Origin of the sequence: Actinomadura sp. NAK00032, assembly GCF_013364275.1 — a bacterium.
Lineage (GTDB): Bacteria > Actinomycetota > Actinomycetes > Streptosporangiales > Streptosporangiaceae > Spirillospora.
In genome coordinates this window covers 838,643-854,106 of record NZ_CP054932.1, presented here as the reverse complement: position 1 = coordinate 854,106, position 15,464 = coordinate 838,643, and the positions used below count along the sequence as shown (strand labels likewise).

The 15,464-nt window shown below is 69.9% G+C and carries 11 protein-coding genes; 3 read left to right on the top strand and 8 right to left on the bottom strand.

The window, feature by feature from the left end:
• Nucleotides 1-21 precede the first annotated feature (21 nt).
• Entirely contained in the window at nt 22-996 is a 975-nt protein-coding gene (locus tag HUT06_RS04080) for an ABC transporter substrate-binding protein (protein ID WP_176194471.1), read from the bottom strand.
• Between the two features lie 504 nt (nt 997-1,500).
• Here HUT06_RS04080 and HUT06_RS04075 point away from each other — a divergent pair.
• Together HUT06_RS04075 and HUT06_RS04070 are read left to right on the top strand one after the other, a co-directional pair.
• Nucleotides 1,501-5,316, top strand: coding sequence for a CDP-glycerol glycerophosphotransferase family protein (locus HUT06_RS04075; protein WP_302931777.1), 3,816 nt, complete (start codon nt 1,501-1,503; stop codon nt 5,314-5,316).
• 34 nt (nt 5,317-5,350) lie between these two features.
• Nucleotides 5,351-7,300: an arabinofuranosyltransferase gene (locus HUT06_RS04070; RefSeq protein WP_176194469.1), complete on the top strand. Its 1,950-nt coding sequence runs from the start codon at nt 5,351-5,353 to the stop codon at nt 7,298-7,300.
• A gap of 9 nt (nt 7,301-7,309) precedes the next feature.
• Here HUT06_RS04070 and HUT06_RS04065 read toward each other — a convergent pair whose 3' ends face one another.
• Nucleotides 7,310-8,119 (bottom strand): class I SAM-dependent methyltransferase, encoded by an 810-nt coding sequence (locus HUT06_RS04065; RefSeq protein WP_176194468.1) that lies wholly within the window; start codon nt 8,117-8,119, stop codon nt 7,310-7,312.
• A complete protein-coding gene (locus HUT06_RS04060; protein ID WP_176194467.1) occupies nt 8,116-9,690 on the bottom strand; it encodes an FAD-dependent oxidoreductase in 1,575 nt (524 codons plus the stop codon). The genes HUT06_RS04065 and HUT06_RS04060 overlap by 4 nt, the downstream gene beginning before the upstream one ends.
• A gap of 170 nt (nt 9,691-9,860) precedes the next feature.
• Here HUT06_RS04060 and HUT06_RS04055 point away from each other — a divergent pair, with 170 nt between their 5' ends.
• A complete protein-coding gene (locus HUT06_RS04055) occupies nt 9,861-10,037 on the top strand; it encodes a hypothetical protein (RefSeq protein ID WP_176194466.1) in 177 nt (58 codons plus the stop codon).
• Nucleotides 10,038-10,098: 61 nt separating this feature from the next.
• Here HUT06_RS04055 and HUT06_RS04050 read toward each other — a convergent pair whose 3' ends face one another.
• The 5 genes from HUT06_RS04050 to HUT06_RS04030 all read right to left on the bottom strand — a co-directional run bounded on the left by HUT06_RS04050 (nt 10,099) and on the right by HUT06_RS04030 (nt 15,454).
• A complete protein-coding gene (locus tag HUT06_RS04050; protein WP_176194465.1) occupies nt 10,099-11,259 on the bottom strand; it encodes a sulfotransferase in 1,161 nt (386 codons plus the stop codon).
• A 14-nt stretch (nt 11,260-11,273) separates the two neighbouring features.
• Complete coding sequence (locus HUT06_RS04045) at nt 11,274-12,056, bottom strand: SDR family oxidoreductase (protein ID WP_138639386.1); 783 nt, start codon at nt 12,054-12,056, stop codon at nt 11,274-11,276.
• Nucleotides 12,056-13,267 carry a hypothetical protein gene (locus tag HUT06_RS04040; protein WP_176194464.1) on the bottom strand — a complete coding sequence of 404 codons (1,212 nt, stop codon included), beginning with the start codon at nt 13,265-13,267 and terminating at the stop codon, nt 12,056-12,058. The genes HUT06_RS04045 and HUT06_RS04040 overlap by 1 nt, the downstream gene beginning before the upstream one ends.
• 102 nt (nt 13,268-13,369) lie before the next feature.
• Nucleotides 13,370-13,828 (bottom strand): nuclear transport factor 2 family protein, encoded by a 459-nt coding sequence (locus tag HUT06_RS04035; protein WP_176194463.1) that lies wholly within the window; start codon nt 13,826-13,828, stop codon nt 13,370-13,372.
• A 63-nt stretch (nt 13,829-13,891) separates the two neighbouring features.
• Nucleotides 13,892-15,454: a serine/threonine-protein kinase gene (locus tag HUT06_RS04030; protein WP_176194462.1), complete on the bottom strand. Its 1,563-nt coding sequence runs from the start codon at nt 15,452-15,454 to the stop codon at nt 13,892-13,894.
• Nucleotides 15,455-15,464: the final 10 nt, after the last annotated feature.

Genomic DNA, 15,464 nt, shown 5'->3' with positions numbered 1-15,464 from the left:
CGCCTCCTCCTAGCCGGAAGGTCAGTACTTGCGGGTGGGCAGCGCCTCCTTGGCCTTGGCCTGGTCGAAGACCGTCTCGACGGTGACGATGCGCTTCTCGACCTTCTCGCCGGCCTTGACCTTCTTCGCCGTGTCCATCAGCTGGCCGCCGAGCAGCGGGTTGCACTCGACGATGAAGTTGAACTTGCCGTCGGCGAGCGCCTGCATCCCGTCCTTGACCGCGTCGACCGTGACGATCTTGATGTCCTTGCCGGGGGTGAGGCCGGCCTCCTGGATCGCCTGCATCGCGCCGAGGCCCATGTCGTCGTTGTGGGCGAACAGCACGTCGATGTCCTTGTGCGCCTTGAGCAGGGCCTGCATGACCTCCTTGCCCTTGGCGCGGGTGAAGTCGCCGGACTGCGAGGCGATCACCTTGAGGTTCGGGTTGGCCGCGATGGCCTGCTCGAAGCCCTTCTTGCGGTCGATCGCGGGCGCGGCGCCGACGGTGCCCTCCAGCTGGACGATGTTGACGGGCTCCTTGGCGTCCTTGTACTCGGTCACCAGCCAGTCGCCGGCCTTCTTGCCCTCGGCGACGAAGTCCGAGCCGAGGAAGGTGACGTAGAGGGAGGCGTCGGAGTCGACGGCCCGGTCGGTGAGGACGACCGGGATGTCGGCCGCCTTGGCCTCCTTGAGGACGGCGTCCCAGCCGGTGACGACCACCGGGGAGAAGGCGATGACGTCCACCTTCTGCTTGATGAAGGACCGGATCGCGGCGATCTGGTTCTCCTGCTTCTGCTGGGCGTCGGAGAACTTCAGGTCGACGCCGGCGGCCTTCGCGGCCTCCTGGATCGACTTGGTGTTGGCCGTCCGCCAGCCGGATTCCGCGCCGACCTGCGAGAAGCCGAGGACGAGCTTGCCGGAGCCGGAACCGGAGCCGTCGCCGCCGGAGCCGCAGGCGCTGAGGGCCGTCAGCGCGAGCGAGGCGCCCGCGACGGCGACGATGAGCCGCTTGAGCATGGGGTTCTTCCTTCTTCCTCGGGGGGTCGGCGAAGGGCGTCTGGAGGGCGTCGTCCTCGGGCCGCCAGTGTTAGCGTTAACATTCCGAGTCCGGACGGGACCCCGCCGGGGGCGGGGCTCAGTGTGGCGCGTGTCACGAATGTTTGCGCTAACTCCCCACGGTGTCAATCCCCCGGGCCATTGCCGGGCGTCGCCGCGACCCTTGACGGCGGCGGCTGATACCGCTAACAGTTGCCCTTCCATCACCGGGTGGCCCGCCGGCCGCGGAGTTACCGTGGGGATACGACGTGACAAACCGGCCACCGCGGGCATCGGCCACCAGCGACGCCCGCGCGCGACCGGCGGCACCCGATCCGGCACCGGCTCGGCCCGGCTCGGACCCCGCTCCGGCACCGGCCGCAAAACTTGATCTTGAATACGTGTGATCGTTTTGACCCGCATAAGCGTCTCCAGAACGGGGAGGGGAATTGGTCGGGGGGAACGGGAGACAAGTTGGTGACATCTATGCCTGAGCCACGCGTCGGTGTGGTAGTGCCCATATACAACGTGGAGCCGTATCTGGAGGAATGCCTGACCTCCATCGCACGGCAGTCGCTCCGCGAATTGGACGTCGTCCTGGTCGATGACGGATCGACCGACACCAGCGCGAAGATCGCCCAGAACTTCGTGAACGACGACCCGCGTTTCCGCCTGATCCGGCAGGCCAACGGCGGGCTCGGCAATGCGCGCAATGTCGGGGCGGCGAACGTGCGCGGCCGTTTCCTGGCGTTCGTCGACAGCGACGACGTCCTGCCCGGCTACGCGCTCGAACTGCTGGTGGGCACCCTGGAGCGCACCGGGTCGGACATCGCCTCGGGCAACGTCCAACTCCTGACGGAGGAGGGGCTGCGGCAGTCGCCGATGCACCGCCGCCCGATGGCGTCGACGCGGCTGCGCACCCACGTCACCCGCGACCACCTGCTGATGTACGACCGGCTGGTGCCCAACAAGGTCTTCCGCCGCGCGTTCTGGGACGAGCACGACCTGCGCTTTCCCGAGGGCGTCCTGTACGAGGACATCCCGGTGACGCTGCCGGCGCACTTCCTCGCCTCGTCCGTGGACGTGCTCAGCGAGACCGTCTACTACTGGCGGCAGCGCGCGGGCGGCGACCTGTCGATCACCCAGCGGCGCACGGAGATCGGCGCGGTCACCGACCGGTTCGCGGCGGTGGAGACCGTCAGCCGGTTCCTCGGCGCCCGGACGGAGCCGGAGGTGCGCGCCTGCAAGCGCGAGTACGACGAGGTGGCGCTGCGCAGCGACCTGCGCATCTTCCTGAACGTGCTGGCCGAGGCGGACGAGGAGTTCCGCGCCCGGTTCGTGGAACTGGCCCACGGTTTCCTCGAACAGGCCGACCGCACCGCGCTGAACGACCTCCCCGCGATGATGCGGTTGAAGTGGCATCTCGTCGGCCGCGGATTAGTGCCGGAGCTGCTCCAGGTGCTGGAGTACGAGCGCCGGAAACTGCGGATTCCGGTGACGCGGAGGTTGTGGCGCCATTACGCGCGGTACCCGTACTGGGGCGACCGGCGGCTGAAAATCCCGCGCCGGGTGTTCCGGCTCGGCGAGGAACTCGCCGCCCGCACGCGATTGCACGAAGTGACCTGGCGGGACGGAAAGCTGCACATCACCGGGCACGCTTTCATCGCCAATGTCGGGACGCGTTTCCCCTGGTCGTCCCTCAAGGTCATCGGTCTCCGGGAGCCGGAGAGCGGCACCACCCGGGTGGTCCCGGCGTGGACGCGGCGCTGCCGCGACGCCGACGAGAGCGCGCGCGATCCGGAGCGCAGCCACGCCTGGTCCGGGTTCTCCGCCACCATCGACCCGAAGCGGCTGCGCCGGGACGGCCGGTACGTCGACGGGACCTGGCTGATCGCGGCCGGCGTCTACGACCGCGGGGTGCTGCGGCGCGGCGCGCTGGCGGCGGCGTCCTCGGGCAGCGCCGCGCACCCCGACTGGCACTACGTCGCGCCTGACGTGCGCGTCGTCCCCGTGTTCACGCGCGGCGGCACGCTGCGGCTCCGGGTGGAGACCGTGCGGGCGCGCCTCACCGGCCACCGGGTGAGCGGCGACGCCCTGGAGGTCACGGGAACGGTCCTCGGCGGCGTGCCCGACGGCGCCGCGCTCGCCGTGCAGCGCAACGCCGGGACGCTGCTGGACCGCTACCCGGTGGAACCGGACGCCGACGGCGCCGGCGGCTTCCGGGCACGGATCCCGCTCAGCGCACTCATCGACGACATGCCCGCCCAGGACGAGGGGCCGGACGTTCCGGGCACCCCGCCGGGCACCGCGGCCGACACCGGGGTCCAGTGGCGGCTCGAACTGAGCCTGCCGAACGACACCGCGGCCAACCCCTCAGACGGCCCGGACGCCGCCGCGCCGACCCCTGAGGACGAGACGGCGGCCGGAGCCGCCACCGTGGCCAGCGACCCCGCGCTGCCGGCCGACCGCCCGGCGGCGGGCGCCCCCGAGACGTCCGACACCCCCGGCGCGCCGGACGACTTCGCCTCCGATGACGACGCGGCGGGCGACGACGACGCCGCGCCCGAGGACGTCCCCGCGTCCGCCTCCGACGACGCCTCCGCGGCGCCGGACGAGATGATCCGGATCGTCCTCGACACCGACATCGACGAGGGCCTCTACACCTACGCCGACACGGAGTTCGCGGTCCTGCGCTCCCGGCACGGCTACGCCGGGCTGGAGGCCCGCATCCCCCGCCCGGTCCTCACCGGCGCGTCCTGGGAGCAGGACGGGACGCTGGTCCTCACCGGCGACTGCCCGCCCGCCACCCCCGACCCGGCGGAGCTGGTGCTGCGCAGCCGCGACCGCAACGAGGAGCGCGCGTTCCCGCTGACCCGGGCGGACGGCCGGTTCCGCGCCGAGCTGCCGGTGAGCCGGCTCGTCTCGCTCGGCGGCGTCCTGCCGCTCGCGTCGGGCCGGTGGGACCTGCGCGTCCGCCGCCCGGCGACCGCGTCGTCCCCGGCCGGGCGGAACCTCGCCGTGCCGCTGGCCCACGCGGCGCTGGACCGGATGCCGGTCGAGAGGACGATCGACGGCCGCCGCTACGTCCTGCGGGAGCAGGGCTACGACGTGCCCGTCCTGGAGGTCCACTCCGACCTGCGGCCCGGCGAGCGCGGCGCGTACCGGCAGGCCCGCACCCGCGCCCGGCACTACCGCGCGCCGCGCCGCCTGCGGCCGCTGCGCCCGGCGGTGCTGTACGACAGCTACTCCGGCAAGCAGTACTCCGACAGTCCCCGCGCGATCCACGAGGAGCTCGTGCGGCGCGGCGCCGACGTCGAGCACCTGTGGGTGGTGCGCGACGCGCAGGTGGAGCTGCCCGAGACGGCGCGGCCCGTGCGGCTGTGGGGCGCGGAGTGGTACGAGGCCATGGCCCGGAGCCGCTACGTCATCTCCAACGCGCACCTGCCCGAGTGGTTCGTCCGCCGGCCCGGCCAGGTCGTCGTCCAGACCTGGCACGGCACGCCGCTGAAGCGCATCGGGTTCGACATCGAGGACGTCCACTTCGCCAACGCCCGCTACCTGGAGAAGGTGGCCAAGGAGGCGCCGAACTGGAGCTACCTCGTCTCCCCCAACGCGTTCAGCACGCCGATCCTGCGCCGCGCGTTCCGCTACGAGGGCGAGCTCATCGAGACCGGGTACCCGCGCAACGACATCCTCGCCTCGCCCGACCGCAGCCTCCTCGCGGAGCGGGTGCGCGAGCGGCTCGGCCTGCCCGCGGACAAGCGCGCCGTCCTGTACGCGCCGACCTGGCGGGACGACAGCTACTACGGCCCCGGCAAGTACCGGCTCGACATGCGGCTCGACCTGGAGCGCGCGGCGGCCGAACTCGGCGACGACCACGTGCTGCTGGTCCGGCGGCACCCGAACGTGGTCGACACCGTCCCGGAGGTGGGGGACGGCTTCGTCCGCGACGTGTCCGCCTACCCCGACATCGCGGAGCTGTTCCTGGCCGCCGACGTCCTCATGACCGACTACTCGTCGCTGATGTTCGACTACGCGAACACGGGCAGGCCCATCCTGTTCTTCACCTACGACCTGGAGCACTACCGGGACGAGCTGCGCGGCTTCTACTTCGACTTCGAGGACGAGGCGCCCGGCCCGCTGCTCGGCTCGTCCGACGAGGTGATCGAGGCGCTGCGCTCGCTCGACCAGGTCGAACGCGACTACGCCGAACCCTACGACCGGTTCGTCCGGCGCTTCTGCGAGCTGGACGACGGCAAGGCCGCCAGCCGCGTCGCCGACCGCATCCTCGAGACCGGTTGACGAGCGGTCCCGAATGACAGGATCCGACGCACGAGTGACCGACCAGCAGAAACCGGACGAGCCGACCGGCGAACGACCGACCGGCGAACAGGCGACCGGCGAACAGGCGACCGGCGAGCGTGCGCCCCGTGCGCGCGCCGCCGGGGCGGCGGCGATGCGGGGGGCCACCGTCCCGGCGCTGCTGACCTGGCTGGTGATGACGCCGGTGGCGATGCTGCTGCCGAGCCTCGTCGACCAGGACCCCTTCACCCCGCGCGGCGCGGTGCTGCCCGTCGCCGCCGGCGGCGTGCTGCTGGCCGCCGCGCTGGCGGTCGCGGCGGCGCGGCCCCGCCGGTGGCGCGTCCCGCTCCGCACCGAACCGCTGACCGGGGTGGCGGCGGGGCTGCTGGCCGCGTGGGTGGTGCTCGCGCTGCGCAGCACACTGCACGGCACCCCGTTCGGGTTCGCCGGGCTCCTCGGGGACGAGGGCCGGATGAGCGCGATGGTCACCCGCTACAGCGCCACCGCCGTCCCCACGGACGGCATCGTCGCCGGGGTGCCGTCCGAGTACCCGCCGCTGTTCCCGTGGGTGGTCGGCAGGGCGTCCGCGCTGCTGGACCTGCACGCCTGGCAGGTGCTCGGCGACGCGCAGACCCTCACGGTCTCCGGCGCGGTGCTGCTGGCGTTCCTGCTGTGGACGCGGCTGGTGCCCGCGCCCGCCGCGCTCGCCATCGCGGCCGCCTCGCTGGTCGCGTTCGGCGATCCGCGCAAGGCGCACGAGGTCGTCGCGCTGGCCGTGTTCACCCCGTGGGTGCCGGCGACGTTCGGCCGCCCGCCGCGCGGCCGGCTGCACTGGCTGCCCGCCGGGATCCTCGGCGGCCTGGTCGTGGCCACCTACCTGGGGTTCATGCTGTGGGGCGCGGCGGGCATCCTCGTCCTGGCGTGGCTGGCCTGGCGGGCGGCCGACGACCGCCGCCGGTACCTGGCGTACCTGGCGAAGGTGGTCGTGGTGGCCGCCGTGACGGCGAGCTGGTACCTGGTGCCCTACGGCTGGACGCTGCTGAGCGAGGGCGGGCAGATGGTCTCCGACCAGTTCCCCGCGCCCGCCATCACGAGCAACCCGTTCCCGTTCCTGGCCGCGACGCCGCTGGGGCTCCTGCAGCTGACCGGCCTGGCCGGCGCCATCTGGTACCGCCGCACGACCTGGTGGGCCACTCCGCTGCTGTGCCTGATCGGCGGCGCCTACCTGTACCGCGCGGTCGCCGCCGCCCGCTACGTCTTCACCGACCACACCGGGCTCTTCTACCACACCGCGCGGATGATCACGGTGCTGCTCGCCATCGCCGGGGTGCTCACGATCGTGCACGCGGGGCCCGGCCTGGTCCGGCGGTTCGCCACCCGGGACACCGTCCCGCACGGCATCACCGCCGCCGCCCTGGCCGCGCTGGTGGGCTGGTCGGCGTTCAGCTACTGGCGCGAGTGGACGCCACCGCCGCCCGGTACCGACATAGCGGAGGTCACCGACACCCACCGGTACGCCGTGCTGGCCCACGCCGAGCCGCGTCCCAACGGGAAGCGCACCCGGTTCGCGCCCGCCGAGCCCAGGATCCGGTGGTTCCCGGTGAACCGCGTCGAGGACGCGGTCACGGACGCCCTCGGCCGCGACGCCGCGCCGCGCACCCTCTCCTACGACGAACGCCTGTTCGCGTACCTGCCGTGGCCCGGCTACATCGCCGTCGACCGCACTGCGGCGGCCAGCACCAGCCATTGGGACGACCGGCACGACGCCTTGGCGGCACTGGCCAAGATCCAGGACCCGGACGCGTTCGCCAAGGCGTCCGCCAACACGCGCTTCGGCGGCATCGACGTGTTCGTCCTGCACACGAACCCGCCCGCGTGGACGTGGGGCGATCTGCGCTTCAGCCCGTCCCAGTTCAGCCCGAGCCACTTCACAGTGCGCTCACTGCCCAAGAACACGGTGGTCGCCATACGCAATCGACCGTGACGGTTCGGGTCAGGACTGGGGGCGAGTGACGCGCAGCTTGGACTGGCCGTGCGGGAGCTCCTCCCAGTCGTCCATGAAGCGGGCGGCGAAGCCGTGGCGTTCGGCGAGCGCCGTCAGCGTCTCGGTGCGGTAGTAGAAGTCCTCGCGAAGGACGTGGTGCTCGGTCCCCTCCGTCCGGTCGAAGGTGAAGTCGAAGAAGCCGCCGGGCGCGAGGACGCGGCCGACGTGGGCCAGGCACTCGTCGATCACCTCGATCGGCGAGTGGCTGAACACGCTGTGCGCGTGCACGACCGTGAAGTGCGCGTCCGGCAGGAACCGCAGCTTCAGGTCGTCGACGAGGGTCAGATGCGGCATCTTGTCCTGCAGTTCCTGCTGGACGAGGGTGTGCTGCGCCGCGAGCAGGATGTCGGGTGAGATGTCGATGCCGTAGTAGTTGCCGCCGTCCAGGTAGTCGATGAACCGCCAGCCGGCGCGGAGGTTGCCGCAGCCGATCTCCAGGAGCCGGTCGTCCGGCTTCAGCCCGTGCTTGCGCAGGTAGTCGAACTGCATCTGGCCGAGTTGCAGCCAGCGCTCCCGCGTGGGGCTGCCGACGGCGGCCTCCGGGCTCCGGGCCGCGTCCGACCTCATCACGGCCCGGTAGTACGCGACGTGGCCCCGGTTGGCGGCGCGGAGCTTCACGTCCCGCGCCAGCCGCGACAGGTAGGCCCGCACCTTGTCCGGGTTCTGGGCCGCGTAGCGCAGCCGGTACGCCAGGCTGGCGCGGTTCCGCTTCAGGTTGTGCTTCAGGTTCGTCTTCCCGCGTGGCGGCGATTTCGTCATTGGGCCTTCTGTTCCTTGACTGATTGGCTGTTGCGGAAGATGTCAAGGGGGTCCCAGCGGCGCTTCACCTCTTGGAGCCTGGTGTAGCCGTCCTTGTAGTAGAGGGTCGATGCCGGCTGGCCGGACCTGTTCCAGGTCGTCGTGTCGTTCAGGTCGACGTCGGGGTAGTTGATGTAGCAGCCGTCGGTCGCCAGGTCGTCCTGCTTGGTACCCACCTTGGGGACGCCGCCGCTGTCGGCGAAGGTCGCCTGGTAGGTCTTGCGGATCCAGTCCAGGTACTTGGGCTCGTGCTGGTCGGTCGCCGTCCAGTAGACCTGGTACTGCATCTTCATGATGGAGTCGCGCTGGCGTGCGGCCGTGTCCCGAGGTGGTGCGTTGACGGCGCCTCCGTAGGAGTCGATCTGGATGAGGGACTGCGGGTTGTTGTAGTCGCGATAAGGGCCGTCTTTGCTGAGATGGGCCCACATCGCGTCGATCTGCTTGGTGCTGAACGGCTTGCGCATGTAGGCGGACTTGTACTTGCCGCACTGGTCCTCGCCGCTGCTGTCCAGGACCTGCGTGGCCGTCAGCCAGGGCATGTCCCGCGGGATCTTCAGGGTCCCGAGGGACGGCCGCTCACCCATGAAGGTGCGCATCTCCGTCGCTTCCGCGCTCATCCCATGGTTCATCTTCGCGATGAAGTCGTCCATGGCCGCGATGCCGCCCGGGTCGTCGATGTCCACCTGCGCGGTGAGCCCGATCTGGCCGTTGCTGTGGTGGTTGAGCGCGAGGATCCCGAACAGCTTGCCGCTCGCCGTGTTCTTGTCCTGGTTGTCGCGGAAGTAGGCCCCGAACGAGTTGAGCAGGGCGGTGAAGTCGTTCTTGGTGAGGTCCTTCCAGTTCCAGGCGATGCCCGCCAGCCGGACCCTGCTGGGCGGTGTCGGAGGGTCCTTGAACCAGAACTTGGTGATGAGGCCGAAGTTCCCACCGCCGCCACCGGTGTGCGCCCACCACAGTTTCTGCAGATCGGGGTTTTCCCTGTCGTCGCGCCGCGCGACGACGAGCTCGACGGTCTTGTCCTTCTTCACCACCGCCACTTCGACCGCGTAGAGGTAGTCGACGGTGAGCCCGAACTGACGCGAGAGAAGACCGTACCCGCCGCCCGTGATGTGCCCGCCCAGGCCCACGGAATAGCAGGAACCTCCCGGCAGGGCCCGCCCGCTCACGGGGAAGAGATGGCTGTAGGTGTGCCAATTGCTGGCACCGGCCTCCACGCAATAGGCGTCCATTTTCGGGTCGTACTCGATATTGCACATCTGGGAGACGTCGAGGATCACCCGCACGTCGTCACCGCAGACGAAGTTCTCGTAGCAGTGCCCGCCGGAGCGGACCGTGATGCGCGTGCGCTTGGGGTTCTTCGGCTCCTCGCGTACCGCCTTCTGCAGCGCCTCCTTGGCCTCCGTGGACGACCGCACCACCACGACGTACTCGGGCTCGCCGATCCACCGCTGGTTGAAGCCGCGGCTGAGGGAGGGGTACCGCACGTCGCCCGGCTGCACGACCATCGACGGCTGAGGGGTCTTGCCGGTCATCGAAGCCACCACCTTCTGGGGAGATTGAACGTCCGCCGAACGCGCCGCCCGGGTCACCCTGGGCACACGTCCGACTACTCTCAGCTTCCCGATGCTCACTCTCCGAAAACACGGAGTAAGGCGTCTGTGGCGGCGGACTGATCGCCGACATGCCCCGCCGGACAGCCGCCATGGGCGCGCCGCGGGGGGATGCCAAAAAATGGATCTTCGATAATCTGGCCGGAATTTGCCATCGGCACGCCACGACGGCGGAGGCTCGATTGATCACCACCGGCGGCGTGTGGACGGCGGCCAATGTCATCGGCCATTTCGCCGGCGGCGGCGGGAGACCGGAACAAGCACGATGAGCGCTTGTTCAAATCCTCTCGCGCCTGGTGATGACGGTCGGCCGTGCGCGGGCCGGGGTGGTCAGGCGCGGAGACCGGCGGCGTAGTCGGCGAAACGCTCGTCGACCTCTTCCGCGGTGAGGCCGAAGTCTTCGAGCGAGTACCGGTGGGACGGTTTCGCGGCGCCGCTGGAGCTCTCGCCGTGCAGCCGCGTCATCGCCGTCCGGGCCTCCTCGGTGAACGGCAGCCCGAAACGCGCGTAGACGCCCTCCACGGTGCCGATCGGGTCGCGGACGAAGTCGTCGTAGTGGACGTCCGCGAACTGGTCGGGATTGTGCCGTGCCCGCTCGGCGCGGAACTGGTCGAGCCCGCGGCTCCACAGGTCCAGCTGGTCGCGTCCGAGCGTGGCGCCCGTGAACGTCTCCGACCATCCGGCGGTCGCGTGGGCGGCGAGGCTGCACATGGACGCCATCGCGGTGCGCGGTGTCCGGTGCGTCTGGATGATGAGTGCGTCGGGATAGACGTCGAGGAGCGCGTCCAGCGCGAAGAGGTGGCTCGGGTTCTTCAGCACCCATCGGCGCCCGGCGTCGTTCAGCCCGATGAGCTGGAGGTTGCGACGATGGCGGCGGTAGGCGGGCGTCCAGTCCTGCCCGGCGAGCCAGGACGAGTAGCCCGGCACGTGCGCCAGGGATTCGAACGAGATCGACAGCATGCTCTGCCGCAGCAGCTGCCAGCATTCCTCGACCGAGTCGGCCGAGATGTAGTGGACGCCCATGAACTCGGGGTTCTCGACATGGTGCCGCCGATATCCGGCGTCGATCGCCTGGAAGACCGGGTCGTCCGCCCACGTCTCACGTGGCGGGCGCGGCTGCGGCACTTCGGCGAGCCACAGGTCGAGCCCCTGATGGGCGGGGTCGGCGGTGAGCAGCCGGTGCAGGGCGGTCGTCCCCGTCCGCGGCAGGCCGGTGACGAAGATCGGCCGCTCGATCGGCACCTCCGCGTGCTCGGGATGCCGTTTCCAGGCCGCCTCGGAGAACTGCCGCGCGGCCAGCGCGCCCCGCAGCATGGCACGCTGCGCCTTGTTCCCGTGCGGAGTGAGGCCGGCCTCCTTCGCCAGCGACTCCAGCAGGACCTTCAGCCCGTCGAGGTAGTCGTCGTCACCGAAGTCGTCCATGCCGGTGACCTTGCCGGCGGAGGCGTGGAGATCCTCGACCGTGCCAACGCTGTCGCGACCCGCGCTCATCGGTCCGCCCTCTCCTAGTGGTGCCACTCGCCGGAATTGACGTCCAGGCATTGCCCGGTGACCGCCCGCGCCAGCGGCGACAGCATGAACACCACGGCGTCGGCGACCTCGTCGGGCTCGGGCAGTTTCCGGAGGTCGGTCGTCGCGGCGTTCTCGTCGTAGACCTCCTGCGCGGTGATACCGCGCTTCTTGGCGAGGTGGTTGAAATACCACTGGAGGTTGTCGGCCCAGATGTATCCGGGGGCGATCGTGTTGACCCGGACGCCGCGCGGCCCGAGTTCGGTCGAGAGGTTCTGCGCCATCGCGAGAAGGGCGGCCTTGGCCATCTTGTAGGCGCCGAACGTCCGCCGCGAATGCCGCAGCACCGCCGAGTTCACCATGACCACGGACCCGCCGTGCTCTTCGAGCGCGGGAACGAACAACCGGGTCAGGTGCAGCGCCGCGAGCACATTGGTCTCGAACCCGGCCCGCACCGCATCGAGGTCGACCTTCGTGAGGTCGGTCAGCGGCGGCGTGGCGAAGGCGTTGTTGACCAGCCCGTCGACCCGTCCGAACGCTTCCCGGGCCGTCTCCGCGAGCCGCTCGCAGGCCGCCGCGTCATTGATGTCGGTCGGAACCGTGACGGCCCGGCGCCCGATCTCCTCGACCTCCTTGGCGACCTCGGCGAGCCGTTCCTCGTTGCGCGCCGCGAGCACCACGTCCGCACCGGCCTTGGCGCACTGCACCGCCAGCCCGCGCCCCAGCCCGGGCCCGACACCCGAGATGACGACGACCTTGTCCTCCAGCAGTCCCGCCATCAGCCGAGCATCCTCTTCGCGACGGCGACCTGACGGGCCGCGATCTTCTCCGACCATTCCTGCGGGGTGACCCGCTGCTTCTCGTAGAACGGCAGGACGCGCGGAAGGTCGTCGAACTTCACCACCTCCACTGTCGGGCCGTCCTCGGGCGTGAGGTCCCGTGCAAGCCGCTGCCAGCGGAATTGCAGATATCCCCGGCGATGCCCGGTCCGCTCGATCCAGTTGGCGAGCCCCGGATCGCGCTCGCTCACGATGTACCGGATCTTGCCGTCCTCGTCGATCCTGGCCTGGTCGGCGGTGAGGCTCGTCTGATGGTTGATGTAGTCGAGCGAGATGTACCACATGCTGCCGAGCTGGAAGCCCTGATAGGGCGCCACGTCCCGCTCCGCGGCCGGCGCGGTGATGACGATGACCTCGTCGTCATCGAGGTCGTAGTGCCCCACCGACGAGAACTGCGTGGCCAGCCCGCCGGGCGTCGGCCGCGGCTCGGTCAGCGTATTGACCGGCAGCTGCAGGTAGTGCCATTCAGGGAAGGCCAGGAACGTGCGAATCCTGGACACCAGCATCTTCCCGGCGATCTGATACCGCCGTGCCATCCGCTCGGCCGGAACGGCCAGCGGCGAGGTCCCGATCGTGTCGGCGCGATGGATGCGGATCTCGCCCGGCCGCTCGTTCTCCCAATCGCTGAACACTTCCCGGACGATCAGCATCGCCGCGCCCGAAGGCAGCGTGACGTAACCGGGCCCGGGATCGTCCTTGGGCGGCCCAAACCGCAACTGGAACGAACCGTCCGCGGCGATATCGAGTTCCCGGTCGTCGAACGCGGTCAGGCTGTCCGGCGACTGCGTGGGCGAGTAGTCGCCGTTCATGACCTGGAAGCTCAGATCGGAGGTCGTCCCCCGCCGTCCGATGACCACGTACTCTGCGTCGTCCCGGATATAGGCGTGGAAGTACAAGGTGTCGGGGTTATCGAGCCCCAGCTTGGTGTACGGCCCGGTGGACGACGCGAAGAACGGATAGTCCTGCTGGTAGGCACCGACCATGTGCAGCGAGGCTTTAATGCTGCCGGCGAGGTAGTCGAGCCCCTCAGCCAAGTCCTGGTCGGTCTTGACGTGCGGCGCAGCGCGGATGATGCGCTCCGCCTCCACGACCGCGTCGGCGAACGCGCGCGTCGCGGCTTCGAACGAATCGGTCTTGCCTTCGGTGGCCACCGGGCACTCCTAACGGACGCGGGGCGCGAGCGCCGTTGAGTTCGCGACACTGAGGACCGGACGTTAGAACCCGTTCTAGGAGCGAGTCAACGCCGGTCCCGGTCAATGGGAGGTGGTGAACTTCAGGCTCGGGGCGTCGTCCAGGGACACCATGTACTCGTACGTCCGCCGATGCCCGGTCTTCTCCACGAGCCACCGCCCGTCCTCGCGCCGGTAGGTGTCGTAGTAGAAGGCGGCGCCCCGGATGAGCAGCCGGTGCTCCGGGATGATGATCGTGTCGTCCAGCGACCAGATGCCGGTGGCCCGGTCCCCGTCCAGCTCGATCTCCGGGCACCCGGCCGTGTGGGCGCTGATCTTCCCGTCGTCCAGGTTCTCCCGCATGTACTGGACGATCGCGTCCCGCCCCTCCAGCCGGAGCGTCTTGCCGAGCACGGGGGTGTCGTACTCGGCGACGGCGTCCTCCGCGAACACGTCGGCGAACTCGTCCCACAACTTCAGGTCGACGCACCGCAGGTAGCGGTACTTGAGCCGCCGGATCTCTTCCAGAGCAACCAGGTCCATGCGCCCAAGACTGGCCCCTGCCGCCCCGGAAAACAAGAACTGGTTCTACCGCTCGTCGGCCCGCTATGACGCGGCGCTCGGGCAGTCCGCGATCGCCGGTCCGCCCGATTCCTTACAGGCGTCCCGCCGGTCGGCAAGCCGCGAGAGCGCCGCGTCAGCCGCCGCCCGACCGACGAACGCGAACTCCCCAGCCGTCACCTTGGCCGCGTCCGACCTGGGCAACTCGCTGACGCGAATGTCGCTGGCCACGACCATGGTCTGGCGGCAATCAGCCTGCCCGCGCCCCTTCACGATGACGACCTTGCCCACGTCCTCACCCAGGCCGTACTTGCAGACCCGTTTCGCCAGGTCGCGCAGCGCTTCCGGCCCCCGCACCGCGAAGGTCTCCTTCACCTGCCCCTGCACACTCCCGGGAAGGTCGGCGACCACGATCGGCGGATTCAACTGCTCCTTACTGGCCGCCTTGCGTGAGAGGCTGAGGCCCAGCACCGTGTCCTTCGTACCTCGATAGAGGACGACTTTGCCGTCCTCCTCCCCGACGTAGTAGCCGTTTCGCACGTTCTGCACGAATAGGAACCCAGCGACGACGAGCAAGGCCGCAACGGCCGAAAGCGTCGACCACCACAGCGAGGGCTTCCGGCCGAGCGAAGGACGCCGGATCAACAGTCGATCGGGAGCCACCGCAGGCGGCACCGGCTCCGGGTTCGTGTCCGGCGACAAAGTGGCGGGCTGAGTTTCGGGATCGGATTGGGTGACGTTGCGCGCGGGCCCCGGCTCCGGGTACGGGGCAGGCCCCTCGACCGGCGCCTGCACGCTCACGGGCGCCGCGACCAGGCGCATGAGCACCGCATGAGCCGTCGGCCGGCGCGCCGGGTCCTTCTCCAAACACGCCATGACCAGACCACGCATCGGCTCCGGAAGGTCACCGAGATCGGGGTCTTCATGGGCGAGGCGAACCATCACCGCAGCCATCGGCCCGCGCCCGAAGGGCGGCCGTCCCACTGCGGCGTACGTCATGACCCCGCCCCAGGCGAACACATCGGTCGCCGGCCCGACCCGCTCCCCGGCGGCCTGTTCAGGAGACATGTACGTGGGAGTGCCGACGACCTTGCCCGTCAACGTCGTCGTGTTCTCGAAGAGACGCGCGATCCCGAAGTCGATGACCCGCGGCCCGTCCGTCCCGATCAGAACGTTCGCCGGTTTGAAGTCCCGGTGGACGATCCCCGCCTCATGAATGGCGACCAATGCGGTAGCCGTCGCGACCGACAGCCGATGAAGCGCGTTGCCTTTCTGCGGCCCCTCCGACTCCACGACCTCCTCAAGGGACGCGCCATCGACGTACTCGCTCACCACATACGGCCGCTCGGCGTCCAAGTCGGCGGCAATGACCTGAGCCGTGGAGAAGGGCGCGACCCGACGGGCGGCCTCCAGCTCTCTCGCCAGCGCATTCCGGTTCGCACGGCTGGCGACCAGCTGCTCATGCAGCACCTTGACCGCGACGAGCGTCCCGTCCCGCCCGCGCCCCTGATACACCACTCCCTGGCCGCCCACACCAAGCCGACCGAGGATCTGGAACCCGCCGACCTGCCGAGGATCACGCGCTTCCAACGGAACGACACGCTGCATCAAGGCCCCC

Excerpts from the sequence above, each read along its gene's own strand:
- HUT06_RS04045 (WP_138639386.1), bottom strand. The coding sequence starts at position 12,056 with ATGGCGGGACTGCTGGAGGACAAGGTCGTCGTCATCTCGGGTGTCGGG.
- HUT06_RS04080 (WP_176194471.1), bottom strand. The coding sequence starts at position 996 with ATGCTCAAGCGGCTCATCGTCGCCGTCGCGGGCGCCTCGCTCGCGCTG.
- HUT06_RS04030 (WP_176194462.1), bottom strand. The coding sequence starts at position 15,454 with ATGCAGCGTGTCGTTCCGTTGGAAGCGCGTGATCCTCGGCAGGTCGGC.
- HUT06_RS04060 (WP_176194467.1), bottom strand. The coding sequence starts at position 9,690 with ATGACCGGCAAGACCCCTCAGCCGTCGATGGTCGTGCAGCCGGGCGAC.
- HUT06_RS04035 (WP_176194463.1), bottom strand. The coding sequence starts at position 13,828 with ATGGACCTGGTTGCTCTGGAAGAGATCCGGCGGCTCAAGTACCGCTAC.
- HUT06_RS04055 (WP_176194466.1), top strand. The coding sequence starts at position 9,861 with ATGGGCGCGCCGCGGGGGGATGCCAAAAAATGGATCTTCGATAATCTG.
- HUT06_RS04050 (WP_176194465.1), bottom strand. The coding sequence starts at position 11,259 with ATGAGCGCGGGTCGCGACAGCGTTGGCACGGTCGAGGATCTCCACGCC.
- HUT06_RS04075 (WP_302931777.1), top strand. The coding sequence starts at position 1,501 with ATGCCTGAGCCACGCGTCGGTGTGGTAGTGCCCATATACAACGTGGAG.
- HUT06_RS04065 (WP_176194468.1), bottom strand. The coding sequence starts at position 8,119 with ATGACGAAATCGCCGCCACGCGGGAAGACGAACCTGAAGCACAACCTG.